Below are 17,037 nucleotides of genomic sequence, written 5' to 3' on the forward strand. Positions count from 1 at the left end.
CGTGATCGCCGGCCATCGGAGAGCTTCGGCGAATGCGAGTGGTGATTCTCGGCGACACGGCGCTGGCCGACGGAGGCGCGGAAACGCTTTCCGTGCTGATGTCGCAACTGCTCGTCGCGCGGGGAATTCCGGTCACCTACATAGCTGGTGACGACGCCCCCGACTCCGGCCTCGGCTCGGCGGGGGTGGACGTGCGCGCGATCGGGGTCGGCCGCGTCAATCCGCGCGCCGCGCTCGGCTCGCTGACCGCGGCCATCTACAATCCCCGGGTCAAGTCGTACGTGGCCCGTTTCCTGGCCGAGAACGACGGGCCGGACGTCGTCTACCACGTGCATGCCTGGTCCAAGGCGCTGAGCCCGTCTGTGTTCGAGGCGCTCGCGCCGGTGGCCGACCGGGTCTTCATCCACACCCACGACTTCTTCCTGACCTGCCCGAACGCCAACTACTTCAACTTCCGCACCCAGCGGCCCTGCGGCCAGACGCCGATGACGCTGCGCTGCATCGCCACGGCCTGTTCCAAGCGCAACTACGCCGACAAGGCCTGGCGAGTCACCCGCGGCTTCGTGCTCGACAGCCTGGTGGACCGGGCCGCGCCCTGGCGGCTGCTGATGATTCACGAGCGGATGCGCGACAGGTTCGAGGCGTCGGGCTTTGCGCACGACCGGCTGACGGCGGTGCCCAACCCGTCCGAGCCCCTGGCCGCCGCCCCAGTGAACGCCGCATCCAACCGGCGGTTTCTCTTCGTCGGCAGGCTGTCGCGCGAAAAGGGTCCGGACCTCGCCTGCGCCGCCGCCACGGCGGCCGGGGTGGACCTGACCGTGGTCGGCGACGGCGAGATGCGACGGGACCTGGAAGCGGCCTATCCCAACGTGCGCTTCGCTGGCTGGATGACCAAGGCCCAGATGGCGCCGATCGCCGCCGAGTCCCGCGCGCTGCTGCTATCGAGCCGATCGCCCGAGCCGTTCGGCCTTGCGGTTCCCGAAGCCCTGGGCTGCGGCTTGCCGGTGCTGGCGGCCGAGACCGCCTTCCTTGCGGAGGACCTCGTGCGGCACGGCTGCGGCGAAAGCCTCAACGCCCTGGATACGCCGGCCTTCGCCGCCCGCATCGCCGCGCTCGCGGCTGACGACGTCCGCACGGAGGACATGAGCCGCCGGGCGCTGGGCGCCTTCCGCTCCCTCTCGCCCTCTCCCGAGGCCTGGATCGACCGCATCATCGACGAGTACGACGCGGCGCTCGGGACCGAGGTCCGCCGCGCCGTCAACGACTAGTTCAGCGGTGGCGGCGCACTATCGCGCCCGCTCACCGAGGAACCAGGGAATTAGATGCGGGTCGCGATCATCCACTATTGGCTCGTCGGCATGCGCGGCGGCGAGCGGGTCCTTGAGCGGCTGCTTTCGCTCTACCCCCAGGCGGACATCTTCACCCACGTCTACGACCCCAGCTCGGTGTCCGACGTCATCCGGCGCCACAAGGTGGTGACCTCGTTCATCCAGGACCTGCCGTTCGCCACCCGCCTCTACCAGCGCTACCTGCCCCTGATGCCGCGGGCGCTGGAGAGCTTCGACCTGACCGGCTACGACCTCGTCATCAGCAGCGAGTCGGGCCCGGCGAAGGGGGTGATCCCGCCGCCGACCAGCAAGCACGTCTGCTACTGCCACTCGCCGATGCGCTACCTGTGGGACCATCACGCCCAATACGGCGCCTCGGCCGGCGCGCTGGCGAAGCTCGGCATGGGGCTGTTCTTCAACGGACTGCGCATCTGGGACGTGACCTCCTCGGCGCGCGTGGACGCCTTCGCGGCGAACTCGAATTTCGTGCGCCAGCGGATCGAAAAGTACTATCGGCGCGAGGCCGAGGTGATCCATCCGCCGGTCGACGTCTCCCTCTTCAAGCCCCGCGAGGACGTCGAGGACCGCTATCTCTGGGTCGGCCAGCTCACCAGCTACAAGCGGCCGGACCTCGCCGTCGACGCCTTCAACCGGCTCAAGCTGCCGCTGCTCGTGGTCGGGGCCGGGGAGATGGAAGCGGACCTGCGCCGCAAGGCGGGTCCCAACATCACCTTCGTCCAGCGGATGGGGTTCGACGACCTGCGGGCGGCCTACGCCCGCGCCCGGGCGCTGGTGTTCACCCCCGAGGAGGACTTCGGCATCGTGCCCGTGGAGGCCATCGCCTCGGGGCGGCCGGTGCTGGCCTATGGCCGGGGCGGCGCGCTGGACACGGTCAGCGAAGGGGTGTCCGGCCTGTTCTTTCAGGAGCCGACGGTCGATTCGCTGATCGAGGGTGTGGAGCGACTCGAGCAATGGCTGCCCGAGTTCGACCAGGAAGCCTCGCGCGCCACGGCGGCCCGCTTCGCCCCCGAACATTTCGACCGCGCTTTCCAGGATCTGGTGCAGCGCGCCTGAGCGCTCGCCCGCCGCCCGGGCCGCCTCTCCGTCGCGCTCGCCGCAGCGTTGTTTCGTCTTGCTCCTGCCAGCAGCGGCGAAGACACTCCCGCTTGTTCGACGCCCTGCCGGCGCCATTCCCTAGGCACGATCAGACGGACCGATGCTGCTCGACATTAAGGACATTGGCGTCGACGAGATCGAGGCGGACCTGTGCATCGTGGGCGGGGGCGCCGCCGGGCTCACGCTTGCTGCGGCCCTGGCGGAGAGCGGCGTGCGAATCGTCGTGCTGGAAGCCGGCGGACTCCGCGAATCGGCCGCGGCTTCCGACGCCTATCGCGGCGAGGTCTGCGGGAACGCGGCGCATCCTGAACCCCACCTCTATCGCCTCAGGGCCCTGGGGGGTTCGAGCCGCGCCTGGGGCGGCGGCTGCGTGCCGCTCGACCCCATCGATTTCGAAGAGCGCCCCTGGGTGCCCGGCCCCGGCTGGCCCTATGGGCTCGACACGCTGCTGCCCTACTACCGCCAGGCGCAGGAGGCCTGCGAAGCCGGGGCCTTCGACTACGAGGCGCCGACGCCGCTGATCCGCGACCTGGAGGGCCGGCGCTTCCGCACGGTGCTGGAGCGCTTCAGCCGACCGACAGACTTCGGCCGTCGCTGGGCGCCGCTCCTGAAGCGGTCGGGGAACCTGCAGGTGGTGCTGAACGCGAGCGCGACCAACATCCGCCTCGACGAGTCCGGCGCGCAGGTCGCCGCCATCGAGGTCGCCGCGCCGGACGGCCGCAGGCTGCGCGTCAGGGCGCGGCGATTCGTGCTGGCGATGGGCGGGCTAGAGACGACCCGGCTCCTGCTCGCCTCCGACCAGGAGCGCGCTGGCGGCCTAGGAAATCACAGCGGCTGGCTGGGGCGCGGCTACATGTGCCACCTGGCGGCCATCGTCGGCTCGGTGACCTTCAACGGCGGCGCCCAGGCGGTGGCGTTCGGCCACAGCCGCGACCCCACGGGCGTCTATTTCCGCCGGCGCCTGCTGCTGCGCCCCGAAGTCCAACGCGAGCGGAAGCTTCTGAACCTGGCCTTCCGGCTGCAGCCGCAGGACCCAGGCGATCCATCGCACGGCGATCCGATCCTTTCGGCCCTGCACCTCTACAAGAGCGTCGTCGAGCCGCGCTACGACCGAAACTATCGCGAGGTGACGCGCACCGAACGGCGCACCTCGCGCCATCTGCAGAACCTGGCGCGGCGGCCGGGACGGCTGGCCCGCGCAGCGGCGACGATCGTGCGCGAGCGCTTCCTGGAGAGCCGCCGGGCGCCATCGGTGGCCTTTCCCGCCGCCAACAACTGCTACGCCCTGGAGTTCCACGGGGAGCAGGCGCCGAATCCGGACAGCCGCGTCGGGCTTTCCACGGCCAAGGACGCTTTCGGCATGCCGCGCCTGCGGGTGCACTGGCGCCCCCACCCGCTGGACACCGAGACCGTGCTGCAGGCGTACCGGATGCTGTCGGAGGAATTGCAGCGCACCGGCGCGGGGCGGCTGAACGCCACAGACGACCAGCTGCTCGACCAGATCTCGACGGCCGGCGCCTATGGCGGCCACCACATCGGATCCACCCGCATGTCGCTCGATCCGAAACAGGGCGTCGTGGACCCCGATTGCCGGGTCCATGGGATCGGAAACCTGTTCGTGGCGTCGTCGTCGGTGATGCCCACGTCCGGTCAGGCCAACCCGACGCTGACCATCGTGGCCCTGGCCTACAAGCTTGCGGCGTATCTGACGACGCTGCCCATGGGCGTCTGACTCGAATCAGAACGGGCCGGCCGCCGCGGGGAGGCCGGCCCGTCCAGGGGTTCGGCGAGGTTCAGTAGGAGCCGGAGCGCAGCAGGACCGCCGGGATCGTCCGCAGCAGGATCATCAGGTTGCAGCCCAGCGAACGGCGCTGGACGTAGAGCACGTCCAGGGCGACGCGGCGGCGATAGTCCACGTGGTTGCGCCCGCTGACCTGCCACATGCCGGTCATGCCCGGACGAACGGCCCGGTAGTAGCGGAACCAGCGGCCGTAGCGGCAAATTTCGGCGTCGGTGATCGGACGCGGGCCGACCACGCTCATCTCGCCACGGAGCACGTTGAACAGCTGCGGCAGCTCGTCCAGGCTCGACTTGCGCAGGAATTCGCCGAGCGGCGTGATGCGCGGGTCCTTGCGCAGCTTGTGGTCGGCTTCCCACTCGCGGCGGGCCTCAGGACTGGTGCGCAGCAGCTCCTCGAGCCGGCGGTCGGCGTCCACCACCATGGTGCGGAACTTCAGGCAGCGGAAGGTGCGCCCCTGGAAGCCCACTCGACGCTGGGCGAAGAAGATGGGGCCGCCGTCCTGCAACCAGACCACCAGGCCCACCAGCACCATGAGCGGCGCGAAGAAGATCAGTGCAGCGACCGCTACGGCCAGATCCAACAGACGCAGCAGCACGCTTTCCTGCGGCTCGCGCCGATGGCTGCCCGACGGAGCGAACAACGCACGGATTCGATCGAGGGTCTCGCCATTGAGCGTCTTCACCTGCTCTTCAGGCGCATCGATATGATACACGTCACGAACCCCTTATCCCGTTCCTGACCCGGGACTTACACAAAGCGTGCCTGCGCGCCCCCGCTGCGCAGGATCAGGCTGATCTCCCCATTTCTTCTGGCTTGCGCGCCTCGGGCCACGTCCGTGACGAACGACGGCAGAAGCGCGCTAAGCGCATAGAGTCGCAAGCGAAAACGCCACGCACCCACGACATTAACCACTTGACGCCGAACCGGGGGCGTAAGCGCAACACGCTTCCCCCCAAACGCGAAAATCCCTGCCCCGGGTGTCGTGCGAGAACCGTTCGACGCCTCCGGCGGCGAACGGACCGCCCCTTATCGGGACGGCCGACGCCTGCTGAGCGGGTGAGCCATCGACAACTGCAGCCCGAGCGCGAAGGCCCAGAATGCGCTGAGCGACGGAACCTGCAAGGCGAAGTCGCTCATGCCGTGAATCAGGAAAAGCGCATCGATGAGGAGGAGCGCTCTCAACCATGATCTCGACTCCTGCCGTTGTCTAAGGCCCGCCCATGTCATGGCGATGACGAGGGCGAGGCAGAGGAACATCGGCGCGGCGCCGATCATTCCGGCCTCTTCCAGCCATTGCAAGACGACGTTGTGGGCGGCCCTCAGTTTCCAGAGCACGTCGTGGCTGGAGGGCGTCATGATCTGCTGGTTGACGAGGTCGAAGGTCCCCAGCCCCCAGCCGAACAGGGGCGAGGCCAGGAACATGTCCCAGTGCAGGGCGAACATCTGGCCGCGTTCGGCCAGGTCGGCGGCGAAGCGGTCGAAGCGGGTGACCGCCACGGCCCCGGCGCCGGCGAGCAGCACGCCCAGATAGGCGAACCAGGTCGCCGCCATCGCCGCGCCGGCCCGCCCCTTGAGGCCGCCGGTCACGCCCTCCCAGATCAGATAGACGATCATCAGCCCGCCCGTGGTCGCGATCGCCGCCCGCGACGCCGTCAGGAGCAGGCAGCCGGCGAACAGGATCGCCGCCGCGGCGCGGGGCGCGGCTTCGACGAACAGGGCCATCGCCGAGCGCGGCGCCCGATCCGGTCCCCTCGGCTTGAGCGCCTGGATCAGCCAGGAGACGCCCAGGAGCGTCAGGGCGCCGAACAAGGTGCCGCTGCTGTTGGCGCTGAGAAAGCCGCCCATCAGGCGGCGCGCCTGCCAGGTGTGGGTCCCGTCGGCGAGGAAGGCGACCAGCGCGAGGAATCCGTACACGGCGCCAAGGACGATCAGCGCCCGCAAGGTGGCCCTGGCGAAGTTCGGGCGCGCGCCCTGGATGAATCCCACCAGGAACAGGCAGGCCAGGCCGCACAGCTTCACCATCTCGATGAGGGTGGCGCTGCGGTCCAGGGTGGCCGCCCCCAGGGCGTCGATCCAGCCCCAGACCGGCGGCGGACCGCCGGGAATCCATGGGGTGAGCGACCAGGTCGCGACCAGCAGGGTCAAGGCGAACAGGATCGCCGGCCAGGTGAGCACCGCGCCCTCGGCGATCGCCCGGCGCCCCCGCGGAGAGAGGGCCAGCCAGCCCCCGAGCAGAGCCGCCTCGGCCGCCGCCAGGGTCAGCGGCGCGGCTCCGTGGTTGCCGCCGTAGAGGGCGCAGGCGACGAACAGGCCGGTGGCCGGGATCGCCAGGACGGCGACCTCGCGCCAGTTGAGCGGCGACCGCCTGCGGGCGGGAATCCAGCCGCCCGGGGCGGCGGAGCCGGCGGACCTAGCTGTAGTAGGTCCGGTACTGCTCGTAATAGTATCCCGGGTCGCCATAGCCGTGTTTGACCTGCTGCCTCATGTCGACCTGGGTGAAGCCGATGCCGACGATGTCGGCGCCGGAAGCCTCCAGCAACTTGAGGCTGGAACGGACGGCTTTCTCGGGAGTCTTGCGCCACCGCAACAGGAATACAACCGCGTCGGACTTGGGGGCCAGGACCCGCGCGTCGGCGACGGCCAGCACCGGCGGGGCGTCGAGGACGATCAGGTCGAAGCGCTCCTTCAGCTGGGCCAGAAGGGTGTCCATCGCCGGGCTGCCGAACATGTCCTTGGGCGTGAAGCCGGTGCGCGCCAGGGGCAGGAACCAGGTGCCGGTGGCCTCCTCGCGGATCAGCGCCTCGTCGAGACTGACCTGGCCGTTCAGCAGCTCCAGCAGCCCCTGTTCCGGCTCGAAGCCCAGGGCGCGGTTGATGTTCCGGCGGCGGATGTCGCAGTCCACGACGACGACGCGCTGGCCCATCTGCGAAGAGATGCGCGCGATGCACACCGAGGCCGTGGTCTTGCCCTCGCTGGGCAGCGAGGAAGTGACGGTCACGACCTTCACCGGGCGGCCGACGCGGCTGGTGAGGATCGAGGCCCGTAGCGAGCGGACGGATTCGGCGAAACTCGAGAGCGGGTTGTCCAGCAGATAGTCGAATGGCCAGGTCTGCTTGGCGCCGGGGCCAGCCACCGACGTCAGCTCGGGAACGCAGCCCAGATAAGGCATGCCGAGTTTCTGCTCGATGTCCTCGGCGGTGGAGAAGGCCACGTCCCAGGTCTCGGCGAGGATCACGGCGAAGAGGCCCGCGGCCACGGCGACGACGAAGCCGAGCATCAGGTTCAGGCGCACGTTGGGCGAGCTCTGCCCCGTGGGGATCTTGGCCCGTGAGACGATCCGCGCGTCGGACTGGCTCAGCCCCTCCTGCGAGCTCGTTTCCTTGAAGCGGTTCAGATAGCTCTCGTAGAGGCTGCGGGCGGACTCGGCGTTGCGCTCGAGTTCGTTGAGCCGGACCGAGGCGGAATTGTTGCTGGCCAGGGCGCCGCGGGCCTGGCTGACGCTGCCGGCGAGCGAGGCTGCGCGCTGCTCGGCCACCTCGACCTCGGCCCGCAGGTTGGAGACGACCCGCTGGATCTCGGCCTGGATCTGGGCGTCGATGTCCTCCAGCTCGCGCTGCGCCTTCAGCATCTCCGGGTGGCGCGGGCCATAGCGGCCCGACAGGTCCGCCACGCGGCCACTGACCTGGGCCCGCTGGGCCCGCAGGGAGGTGATCACCGCCGAGCCCAGCACTTCGCCGAGGTCGTCGCCGCTGGAGCCGGCGCCAAGCTGACGCATGGCGGTGTTCAGGCGGGCGCGCTTTTCGGCCACCTCGGCCTGGGCCGCGGCCAGGCCCTGGTTGTAGGAGGAGATCTCCTGTTCCGTCAGGGTCGCCCCGGAGGCGCTGAGCAGGTTGTTGGCGGCCTTGTAGCTGGCCACGGCGGCCTCGGCGCGCAGCACGTCCCCGCGCAGCCCTTCCAGGCGCGTGTTGAGCCACTGGTTGGCCTGACGGGTCGCCTCGAACTTGGCCTCGAGCTGGTCGAGCAGGTACTTCTCGGCGAAGGTGTTGGCGATCAGGGCCGCCTTCGCCGGCTCGGGCGAGGTGAACCCGACGTTCATCACATAGGTGAGGCCGACCCGGCGCACCGACAGGCGCCTCAGGACCTCGTCGACCACCTGTTCGTGGACGATCTGCTTTTCGACGGGGGACTGCGCCTTGGCCTCGTTCGGGGACACGCCGCTCAGCACGCCCTTCACGCCGCCGATCAGGCGCTGCAGGGCGCTGGGCTTGGCGAGGGTCCAGTTGAACTCGGGATCCTGGTCGAGGTTCAGGGTCTCGACGACCCGCTCGGCCAGTTGCCGCGAGCGCAGGATCTCGACCTCGGTGTCGACGGTGCTGGAATCCGCCGGCAGGCCCGACAGCACGGCCGCGTTCTCGACGACGGTCTCCTGGCGCGTGTCCAGCATCACGTTGGCGGTGGCCGTGTACATCGGCGTGGCCTGGATCGTGGCCAGGAACACGGCCACGAAGATCAGCAGGCCGACGGCCGCGAAAAGCCGCATCCGGCGGCGGAACACCGCCACCATCCGCCGGATATCAAGCACTTGAGTCGCCTGAGGCGTGACCTTCCAGTCATCCACCGCGCCAGCGTTCGCCAAGGTTCCCAGCCGCTGCTTGAGTTCAATCGGGGCGTTGTCGTCGGGCATGGGCGTCACTTTGGTTCCACGCCTGGGAAGGGCGCGTTATGCGCCCCCCCTGTCGCATGAGGTTCCTATCGCTGGAGAACTAACGACAGGGCCACTTTCTGAACCGTGAATTCGCGACCGCGATCAAGGCCTTCGGAGCCCTGGTCGAAGTAGCTGTACGTCAGCCCGACACCGACGTAGCGGTTCAGCAGATAGGTGCCGCTGAGGGCGCCCAGCCACCGGTCGTCCTTGCGGTCGACGCCCTCGAAGTCGTCAGATGCATAGGACACCTGTCCGGTGAGGATCACGTTGCGCATGAACTCGTGGTCGACCTGCAGGCTCGCCGTGGTCGACAGGAAGCCGCCCGCCCCGATCACGACCGAATCCTCGACCACGCGGCTGACGTTTCCGGTGACCGTGGTCAGTTGGGTCGGAAACCACTCCAGCTTCATGCGCGCGCCGAAGCCGTCGATGTCCTGGAAGCGGACGTCCTCGAAGTCCTGCGACAGATAGCCGACGGCGGCGTCGCCGCGCACCAGGCGGGAGACCTCGAAGTCGGCGCCGGCGAGCACCTCGTAGCCGTCCGAATCGCGGGCCGCCACCAGCGGCGTCGAGGCGATGTCGTAGGCGCGCGTGTTGTGAGACACTTGGACGAACACGGCGGTGTCAGGGCTGACGGCGTAGTCGACGCGGCCGCTGATCTCCATCACTTCGCGGTCGCGGTTGTCCTGGTCGATCACCACGCTCGGCGAGGTCGCGGTGCCGATGGTGCGCCCATCGTCATAGTCGTACTTGTCGTAGGCGAAGTCGCCGCCCACCCGGATCCGGTTGAAGGTCTTGCGGGCGCCGATGCGGGCGCGGTCGAGGTCGTACTCGATCGGCGCCTCGGCGGCGTCCGGCGTGTTCTGGGCCACCCGCGGCTCGGTGAGCCGGGCGTGGCTGCCCTCCAGGTTGACCTCGAAGAAGCGCTGGATGTCCACCCGGCCGCGAGCGCCGAGCTCGAAGTCGTCGGCGTTCTCTTCGTCGAAGTCGGCGTAGCGCGTGAACGAGCCGCGCGCATAGGCCTGCAGCGAGTGACGGCTCCAGTTGGAGATCAGGTTCACGCTCGGCGAGAGGCGCCAGATCGTGTCGCTCTGCTCGTTGGTCTCGGTGGCGTAGATGTTGTCGTTCGACTCCACCGCCGCCTCGAGCCGCGGATAGATCAGGAACGATCCGGCGCGCAGCCCCAGGGCCTCATACTCGGGATGCGGGCGCTCCCGGACGCTGACGTTCCGGTTGCGGGCGAACAGATCGGCGGCGCTCGTATTCAGGCCTCCGCTAATCGATTCGTCTTGCGCGTGCGCAACCCCCGCGAGCAGGGCGAACGGCGACGCTGCGATGCACAGCAGGACCTTCCCGAGCTTCATTCTCGACTCCAATCTGGCGCGGCTTGTCGTGCGTCGCGCTCTATCCCCAGGCCGACGTGTATCTCAGCGTGACTCTGGACGCCAGACTAGTTGGAACGATAGTCCGAGGTAGGATCGCTCGGCGGCGTCACGGTGTCCGGATCGCCGATCGGGACCGAACCGCCGTCGCTCGGCGGCGTCACGTCGGTCGGATCCGTCGGGGTGGTCGGGGTCGTCGGCGTCACCGGCGGATCGGTCGGATCAGTCGGCGGCGTGACGGCGCTGAAGCGCATGGCGCTGCCGCTGTTCGGCGGGGTCATACGGGTCGGCGCGGTGATGGCGATCGGGCCGCCGGCGGTGTTGGTCGAGGCGGGCGTCGTCTGCACGATGCTCTTCAGCAGCGAGGACAGAGACGCGAGGGCCGCGCCCGCGGGCGTGCAGGTCTGTTCCTTGTCCTTGGGATTGATGCAATCCAGGAAGCCTTCGGACTTGAGCCGCGCCGTCGCCATCTCCAGCGCCGCGTCGGCCACGGTCGGCGTCGCGCCGCTGTTGCGGATCACCGCCTGCACCGCCAACTGGATGCGCAGCTTGGCTTCAGCTTCCGGCAGGCCGCGCGTCTCGGTCTGGGCCGACATGACCGACTTCACGATCGACTCGGCCAGCTTGGCGGCGATCGCCTGTTCGGCCGATGTGAGCGACACCGTCGCGGGCGTGGCGGCCACGATGGCGGGCGTCGCCAGGGTCGCACCGGCCAGAACTCCACCCAGGAGCCCCGCCATCATCCATCTGCTCATCTTCGTTGCCTTCAACTGGAGTTGCGAAGTGTCGGTACGCAAAAAGCCTCAACTGGCCATACTAGCCGTTCGCGCGCCCGCCCCCCAAAGTCATGCACGCAATGGGCGAATTCGTCCCATTAAGCGTCAACGAGTCCGGCGAAGGGCCGCCTTGGCGTCAGCATCAGCAAGCGCCATGCCACCCACCAGCCGCCCCTGAAGGTCGACGATGCCCTGCACCAGCCTGCCCGCTTCCTCGGGCTTGCGCCAGCGCATGGTCTCAAGTTCGACGAGCGCCTGGTCCTGCAACGCCCTAGGCAGCTCCGGCCAGGCTTCGAGCGCGAACTTGACCCGCGCGCGGGAGACGTCCGGCCCCAGCGGCGAAACCTTATAGGACCGCGAGATGTTGCGCAGCGCCTCGGGCGTGACCCTGCGGTGGCGCCAGGTCTCCACATAGGCCAGGCGCACCCAGGCCGACGCTTGCGCTGGAGACTGCGCCAGCGTCATGCGCGCTTCCCGTTCCGCCTCGTCGAGATCCTCACTTCCGAGAATGGCCTTCATGTGGGCCGCCGCCCGCGCGTCATGCACGCCGGCCAGGGGCGACACCGCCGCAAGCCCGCCCAGGGGCCGGGCCACGGCCCAGGCGCCGAGGCCCGCCGCGAGCGCCGTCGCGGCCGCCAGCGCCGCCGCCAGCGCAACGCGCGGCTGAACGCTTGGGCGCACAGTGCGCGCCGTGGCGGAAGCTGCAGCGGGCGAAACCTCGCTCATGCGGGGAGACTAACCCGATTTTGCACCGGACGAGCGTGGATCTTTGGCCGGCGGTAAGATTCTTGCCAAAGCGCCCGCCGATCCCGGGCTGTCAGGCGCGGACGCGGGCCCAGCGCTGGCTTCCCGGCACCTGCCGCCGCTCCCAGCGATAGTTCAGGTCGTACCAGCGGGAGACCCAGGGCGAACGGTTGTCGAGCACGTACTCGCCTGCGGGCGTGGCGATCAGCAGCACCGCGTGGACTTCGCGGCGCGGCGTCCGGCCGATGGCGATCGACAGCGCCCCCTCCGGCACCCCCAGGGCGATCAGTTCGCGCCGCTTGGCCAGGACGTAGTCCTCGCAGTCGCCCTCGGTCTTCTTGCGGCGCAGGAACGGGGCCGACCAGAAGTCGCGCCGGCCGTACTGCACGGCGTCGGCGACGGAGGTGATCTCCTCGTTGACGCGCAGGTTGATCTCGGCGACCTCGCGCCACTGTTCGCTGGTCAGGTCCGCCACGGCCCAGGAGACGGAAAGGCGCTCATCGCCGGGCTGGGCCTCGGCCTTGCTGCTGAAGACCAGATCCCAGTAGCTGGTGTTGATCGCCGCCTGGGCTTCGTCGTTCCCAGGGACGCCGAACTCCGAGCAATCCGCCCCGAAGCGATGGCAGTAGTCGAAATAGCCGAAGGGCGGCTCGACCGCCTCGCCGACGGGCATGAAGGACGATCTTACGCGTGCGGCGCTGGCCGGCGCGGCCAGGGCGGCCACGCAAGCGCCGGCGGCCAGGACGGCCGCAATCCGTACTCCGAGCCGTCGAGCCCAGACGCCCATTCACTCACTCCGCCGATTCCCGCCCGAGTCTAAGCAGGAACCCCTTCATCATAGTAAACACACCTTCGCGGTCTCGTGACAGACGACCCGGGGGGCGGCGGATCAAAACTTGCAGGACGCGACGGAAGCAGGCGCCGGGGCCGCAAACCCCGGCCGGCGAGGTTGTCGGGCGGGGCCGAGCGTCCCAAAATGAGGCTCCCGCCGTGTTCAGGTGTCGTTCAACGACGGCCGGCTTCTGTTGGGCCGCCGAAGCGAAGGAGAATCGTGTGAAGAGGTTTGGCAGCTTGATCGTCGGCTTGGCGGCCTGTGCGGCGCTCCTCATCGGCGCCCCGGCTGCGTTCGCCCAGGCCCCGTCCGCGACGGAGCTGGCGCCCGAGGCGCCGCAGCGCGTCCTGCCCGACTACCACATGGGCGCGGGGGACAAGATCCGCGTCATCGTCTACGGCGAGGAAGCGCTCAGCAACGAGTACTTCGTCAGCAGCGCCGGCAACGTCTCCATGCCCCTCATCGGCGAGGTCGCGGCCGTGGGCCGCACCGTCGGCGAATTCCAGGAGGCGGTCGCCGCACGGCTGCGGGACGGATACCTGAAGGAGCCGCGCGTCAGCGTCGAGGTCCTGAACTATCGCCCCTTCTATATCCTGGGCGAGGTGAACCGGCCGGGCGAGTATCCCTACACCTCGGCCCTCACCGTCATGAACGCCGTGGCCACGGCGCAGGGCTTCACCTATCGCGCCGACCAGAAGAAGGTCTACGTGCGCCGCGCGGACGAAACGAAGGAAGAGGTCTATCCCCTCACCTCCACCACGCCGGTGGCGCCGGGCGACACGATCCGGATCGGCGAGCGCTTCTTCTAGGAGGCGGCCAGCACCCCAAACGAAAGGGCCGCCGCGGCGACGCGACGGCCCTTCTTCTTTTCTTGGTTGGGCGTTCCTCCCAGCCGGGACCCCCGGCCTAGAACTCCTCCCAGCCGTCCTCCTGCGGCTCGGCGCGGGTGGCCAGCGCCGTGGCGCCGGCGGTCGCCGGGGCGGCCGGGCGGGAGTGCGCCTGGGCCGGAGCCGGGGCCGGAGAGTCGCGGCGCGGGGCCGGCTTGGCCGCGGCCATCGTCTGGACGCCGCTCACCTTGAAGCGGGCGACCAGGCGGGCCAGCTCGGCGGCCTCTTCAGCCAGGGCGCGACTGGCGGCGGTCGACTGCTCGACCATCGCCGCGTTCTGCTGGGTGACATGGTCCATCTGGTTGACGGCGGTGTTCACCTGCTGCAGGCCCAGCGCCTCCTCCTTGGCCGAGGCGGCGATCTCGCCGACGACGTTGGAGATCTCGGCGACCTGCGAGACGATGCGCTGCAGGGCCTTGCCGGTCTCGCCGACCAGTTCCACCCCCTGGGCGACCTGCTCCGACGAGGCCGAGATCAGACCCTTGATCTCTTTGGCCGCTTCGGCCGACCGCTGGGCGAGCGCGCGCACTTCGGAGGCGACGACCGCGAAGCCGCGGCCCGATTCGCCGGCCCGGGCCGCCTCGACGCCGGCGTTGAGCGCCAGCAGGTTGGTCTGGAAGGCGATTTCATCCACCACGCCGATGATCTGGCTGATCTGGCGCGAGGACTGGTCGATCTGCGTCATCGCCGTCACGGCCCGGGCGACGATGTCGCCCGAACGCTCAGCGTCGGCCTTGGCCGAGCCGACGGCCTCGCGGCCATGGCTGGAGCCCTCGGCCGTCTTCTGTACGGTGGCGGTGATCTCGTCGAGCGCCGCGGCGGTCTCTTCCAGCGTCGCGGCCTGGTGCTCGGTGCGGCGAGACAGGTCGTCGGCGGCGTGGCTGATCTCGCCCGTGCCGGACTGGATGGTGGCGGTGGAAGTGGAGATGGCGCGCATCACCTCCTCCAGCTTGCCCATGGCGCCGTTGAAGTCGTCGCGCAGCTTCAGGTAGTCGCCGGGGAAGGCCTGATCGAGGCGATAGGTGAGATCGCCCGAGGCCAGTCGGTCCAGGCCCTCGGCCAGGGAGTTCACCACCAGCGCCTGTTCTTCGGCGACGGCGGCGGCGGCTTCGGCGGCCTTGCGGCGGGTCTCCTCGGCGGCGGCGCTGGTCGCGTCCTGCTCGCGCTTGAGCCGCTCGAGGTTGAGCTGGTTGTCGCGGAAGACGGTCAGGGAGCTGACGATCGCCCCCAGTTCGTCGCCGCGGGCGAGCGGGGCGAGATCCACGCCGTTGTCGCCGCGGGCCAGGCGCTCGGTGGCGCTGGCGATGCGCTGCACGGCCCGGCGCATGGTGAACACCGTCATCACCGCCAGGCTGCCGGCGGCGAACAGGGTGATCAGCGCGCCGACGACCGTCATCATCTGGCCCATCCGGGCCCGGGCGGCGCTTTCGGCGGCGCGGGTGTCGGTGGCTTTCTGCGACGTCTGCACGATTGCGTGCAGGTTGTTCGCCATCTTCACATAGGTTTCTTCGAAGGGTGCGGCGAAGCCGGCGGCGGTGCCGAAGTCCACCGTGATCATGGCCACGATCACGTCGAGGGCCTCACGGGTCTCCTTCAGGTCTTTCACCAGCTTGTCGAAGGCCGGCCGCTGCTCGGCGGGCGCTGCGGCGCGGGCGACTTCCACTTCCTTTCGGATGGCGTCCACCTCGGCCAGCATTTGCTGGGCTTCACCCTCGATCTTGTCCACTTCGATCGAGGCGCCCTGGTGGGTCAGCAGGTAGTAGAGCTGACCGTGAACGGCGGTGATTCGCTCCGAAATGCGCTGCATCCGCAGGCTGTTCGGCATATCGACCTGCACCACCTGGCGCAGCTCACGCGCCTGTCCCTGCTGAAGGACGATCGCCCCCACCGCGAGGAAAGCCAGCATGATCAAGGCGAAAGCCGGCGCAAAGCCGATTTTCACGATCAGCGGCAAGTCGACGAGCCTGACCCGCTTCACTCCCAACCCCCATTGAGTTCCGCCACCCGCACGGTGAGCGCGTGTACATCATGAACGGGGGTTACTAACGGTTTCTGACCGAGACGCAGGGATGCGTTTGCGCCGGCCGGGCCGCGCCCATGTAGAGTCTAGAATGACAGGGACGATATTGGGTGCGGCATTCTGTCAGGTCAGGTGAACTGTCGGCCTAGACCGCTGGATCTATTGCAGCGCATCACGATCTTTTAACCTGCATCCCTGATGTTCACCACACTTCGGTTCCAGAAGGAGTGGGGAGATGAATAAGTTCATCGCAGTGTTTGGGGGGGCGGCTCTCAGCCTCTCGCTCGTGGGCGCGTCGTCCGCGGGCAGCTTTGAAGAAAGCATGAGCAAGTGCCTGACCAAGCACGCGAATACTCGCGATGCTGCGACGGTGATGCTCGAGTGCACGGCTGCCGACGGCAAGCTGTCCAACTGCTCGGTCGTCAGCGACAGCTCCGGCGGCAAGGGCTTCGATAAGGCCGCGCTCTGCGTCGCCGAAGCTCTGCCGATGGGCTCCAAGACCGGTCAGGTCAAGGTGCCGATGCGCTTCCCGGGCAGCTAAGGCCGCCTGAGACAGAGTTTCGATTTGAGACGAAAACGCCCCCGTGCTTCGGGCGGGGGCGTTATTCGCCGTTTCGGATGGTGCGGACGGCGGGACTCGAACCCGCACCCCCGAAGGAAGCAGATTTTAAGTCTGCCGCGTCTACCGGTTTCGCCACGTCCGCTCGGGGCTTGTCCTGCCACAGGGGCCCCGCGGCGGCGAGCCTGAAGTTTCCCGCGATCCATGCAGATGGTTGACGCCAGCCGCGGCGTCTGGCCTCGACGGGGCCTGTTCAACCTCGCCCGGATGCGTCCATGGATCTGCCGCTCGACATCGACACCGTCAAAGGCTTCCTCGATCCGGCGGAGGGCCGCGCCCTGCAGCAGGCGGCCATCGCCACGGCGGCGCTGGGGCCGGCCCTGGAGATCGGCGCCTATTGCGGCAAGTCGGCGGTCTACATCGGCGCGGCCTGCAAGCAGGCCGGATCCATGCTCTTCTCGCTGGACCACCACCGCGGCTCCGAAGAGAACCAGCCGGGCTGGGAATATCACGATCCCGAACTCTGGGACGAGGACGCCGGCGCGCTGGACACCCTGCCCCACCTGCGCCGGACCCTGCGCCGCGCCGGGCTCGAGGAGGTGGTGACGCCGATCGTCGGCCGCTCGGCCGACGTGGCGCGCGTCTGGGGCGCGCGCCTGGGCCTGCTGTTCATCGACGGCGGCCACACGATGGGGGCGGCGCTCGGCGACTATCGCGGATGGACGCCGCACCTGGCGCAGGGGGGCGTGCTGGCGATCCACGACGTCTTCCCCGACCCAGCGGACGGCGGACGCCCGCCCTTCGAGATTTATCAGCGCGCGCTGGCGAGCGACCTGTTCGAGGAGACCCTCGCGGTCAAGAGCCTGCGCCTGCTTCGGCGGCTCTAG

General features: G+C 68.9%; 14 protein-coding genes and 1 tRNA gene. 6 read left to right on the top strand and 9 right to left on the bottom strand.

Features of this window, described 5'->3' with window-relative positions:
• Positions 1-32: 32 nt before the first annotated feature.
• The 3 genes from ACK4YQ_RS12785 to ACK4YQ_RS12795 all read left to right on the top strand — a co-directional run bounded on the left by ACK4YQ_RS12785 (position 33) and on the right by ACK4YQ_RS12795 (position 4,176).
• Positions 33-1,268, top strand: a complete 1,236-nt coding sequence (locus ACK4YQ_RS12785; RefSeq protein WP_409611799.1) for a glycosyltransferase family 4 protein — start codon at positions 33-35, stop codon at positions 1,266-1,268.
• 54 nt (positions 1,269-1,322) lie between these two features.
• The gene (locus tag ACK4YQ_RS12790) at positions 1,323-2,402 is read left to right on the top strand and encodes a glycosyltransferase (RefSeq protein WP_409611800.1); all 1,080 of its coding nucleotides are present in this window, start codon (positions 1,323-1,325) and stop codon (positions 2,400-2,402) included.
• Positions 2,403-2,544: 142 nt separating this feature from the next.
• Positions 2,545-4,176, top strand: a complete 1,632-nt coding sequence (locus ACK4YQ_RS12795) for an FAD-dependent oxidoreductase (RefSeq protein WP_409611801.1) — start codon at positions 2,545-2,547, stop codon at positions 4,174-4,176.
• 61 nt (positions 4,177-4,237) lie between these two features.
• Here ACK4YQ_RS12795 and ACK4YQ_RS12800 read toward each other — a convergent pair whose 3' ends face one another.
• From ACK4YQ_RS12800 to ACK4YQ_RS12830, 7 genes are all read right to left on the bottom strand, one after another.
• Positions 4,238-4,957, bottom strand: a complete 720-nt coding sequence (locus tag ACK4YQ_RS12800; protein WP_409611802.1) for a sugar transferase — start codon at positions 4,955-4,957, stop codon at positions 4,238-4,240.
• 314 nt (positions 4,958-5,271) lie between these two features.
• Positions 5,272-6,705 carry an O-antigen ligase family protein gene (locus tag ACK4YQ_RS12805; protein ID WP_409611803.1) on the bottom strand — a complete coding sequence of 478 codons (1,434 nt, stop codon included), beginning with the start codon at positions 6,703-6,705 and terminating at the stop codon, positions 5,272-5,274.
• A complete protein-coding gene (locus ACK4YQ_RS12810; protein ID WP_409611804.1) occupies positions 6,656-8,929 on the bottom strand; it encodes an AAA family ATPase in 2,274 nt (757 codons plus the stop codon). The genes ACK4YQ_RS12805 and ACK4YQ_RS12810 overlap by 50 nt, the downstream gene beginning before the upstream one ends.
• A 65-nt stretch (positions 8,930-8,994) precedes the next feature.
• Positions 8,995-10,314, bottom strand: a complete 1,320-nt coding sequence (locus ACK4YQ_RS12815) for an outer membrane beta-barrel protein (protein WP_409611805.1) — start codon at positions 10,312-10,314, stop codon at positions 8,995-8,997.
• An 86-nt stretch (positions 10,315-10,400) separates the two neighbouring features.
• Positions 10,401-11,087, bottom strand: a complete 687-nt coding sequence (locus tag ACK4YQ_RS12820) for a hypothetical protein (RefSeq protein WP_409611806.1) — start codon at positions 11,085-11,087, stop codon at positions 10,401-10,403.
• Between the two features lie 126 nt (positions 11,088-11,213).
• Positions 11,214-11,834 (bottom strand): hypothetical protein, encoded by a 621-nt coding sequence (locus ACK4YQ_RS12825; RefSeq protein ID WP_409611807.1) that lies wholly within the window; start codon positions 11,832-11,834, stop codon positions 11,214-11,216.
• Positions 11,835-11,925: 91 nt separating this feature from the next.
• A complete protein-coding gene (locus ACK4YQ_RS12830; RefSeq protein ID WP_409611808.1) occupies positions 11,926-12,525 on the bottom strand; it encodes a transglutaminase-like cysteine peptidase in 600 nt (199 codons plus the stop codon).
• A 380-nt stretch (positions 12,526-12,905) separates the two neighbouring features.
• Here ACK4YQ_RS12830 and ACK4YQ_RS12835 point away from each other — a divergent pair, with 380 nt between their 5' ends.
• On the top strand, positions 12,906-13,493 hold the full coding sequence (locus ACK4YQ_RS12835) for a polysaccharide biosynthesis/export family protein (protein WP_409611809.1): 588 nt from the start codon (positions 12,906-12,908) through the stop codon (positions 13,491-13,493).
• A gap of 97 nt (positions 13,494-13,590) precedes the next feature.
• Here ACK4YQ_RS12835 and ACK4YQ_RS12840 read toward each other — a convergent pair whose 3' ends face one another.
• Entirely contained in the window at positions 13,591-15,549 is a 1,959-nt protein-coding gene (locus ACK4YQ_RS12840) for a methyl-accepting chemotaxis protein (protein ID WP_409611810.1), read from the bottom strand.
• A gap of 277 nt (positions 15,550-15,826) precedes the next feature.
• Here ACK4YQ_RS12840 and ACK4YQ_RS12845 point away from each other — a divergent pair, with 277 nt between their 5' ends.
• The gene (locus ACK4YQ_RS12845) at positions 15,827-16,132 is read left to right on the top strand and encodes an energy transducer TonB (protein ID WP_409611811.1); all 306 of its coding nucleotides are present in this window, start codon (positions 15,827-15,829) and stop codon (positions 16,130-16,132) included.
• Positions 16,133-16,210: 78 nt separating this feature from the next.
• On the opposite strand, the gene ACK4YQ_RS12850 is transcribed toward ACK4YQ_RS12845, so the two are convergent.
• Positions 16,211-16,295, bottom strand: a tRNA-Leu gene (locus ACK4YQ_RS12850).
• Positions 16,296-16,425: 130 nt separating this feature from the next.
• Here ACK4YQ_RS12850 and ACK4YQ_RS12855 point away from each other — a divergent pair.
• On the top strand, positions 16,426-17,037 hold the full coding sequence (locus ACK4YQ_RS12855) for a class I SAM-dependent methyltransferase (protein ID WP_409611812.1): 612 nt from the start codon (positions 16,426-16,428) through the stop codon (positions 17,035-17,037).

This window comes from Phenylobacterium sp. (assembly GCF_046291545.1).
GTDB lineage: Bacteria > Pseudomonadota > Alphaproteobacteria > Caulobacterales > Caulobacteraceae > Phenylobacterium.

What these genes read in the sequence shown, in the direction of transcription:
- ACK4YQ_RS12785 (WP_409611799.1), top strand. Translation starts at nt 33, where the DNA reads ATGCGAGTGGTGATTCTCGGCGACACGGCGCTGGCCGACGGAGGCGCG.
- ACK4YQ_RS12790 (WP_409611800.1), top strand. Translation starts at nt 1,323, where the DNA reads ATGCGGGTCGCGATCATCCACTATTGGCTCGTCGGCATGCGCGGCGGC.
- ACK4YQ_RS12795 (WP_409611801.1), top strand. Translation starts at nt 2,545, where the DNA reads ATGCTGCTCGACATTAAGGACATTGGCGTCGACGAGATCGAGGCGGAC.
- ACK4YQ_RS12805 (WP_409611803.1), bottom strand. Translation starts at nt 6,705, where the DNA reads ATGGCGACCCGGGATACTATTACGAGCAGTACCGGACCTACTACAGCT.
- ACK4YQ_RS12810 (WP_409611804.1), bottom strand. Translation starts at nt 8,929, where the DNA reads ATGCCCGACGACAACGCCCCGATTGAACTCAAGCAGCGGCTGGGAACC.
- ACK4YQ_RS12815 (WP_409611805.1), bottom strand. Translation starts at nt 10,314, where the DNA reads ATGAAGCTCGGGAAGGTCCTGCTGTGCATCGCAGCGTCGCCGTTCGCC.
- ACK4YQ_RS12820 (WP_409611806.1), bottom strand. Translation starts at nt 11,087, where the DNA reads ATGAGCAGATGGATGATGGCGGGGCTCCTGGGTGGAGTTCTGGCCGGT.
- ACK4YQ_RS12825 (WP_409611807.1), bottom strand. Translation starts at nt 11,834, where the DNA reads ATGAGCGAGGTTTCGCCCGCTGCAGCTTCCGCCACGGCGCGCACTGTG.
- ACK4YQ_RS12830 (WP_409611808.1), bottom strand. Translation starts at nt 12,525, where the DNA reads ATGCCCGTCGGCGAGGCGGTCGAGCCGCCCTTCGGCTATTTCGACTAC.
- ACK4YQ_RS12845 (WP_409611811.1), top strand. Translation starts at nt 15,827, where the DNA reads ATGAATAAGTTCATCGCAGTGTTTGGGGGGGCGGCTCTCAGCCTCTCG.
- ACK4YQ_RS12855 (WP_409611812.1), top strand. Translation starts at nt 16,426, where the DNA reads ATGGATCTGCCGCTCGACATCGACACCGTCAAAGGCTTCCTCGATCCG.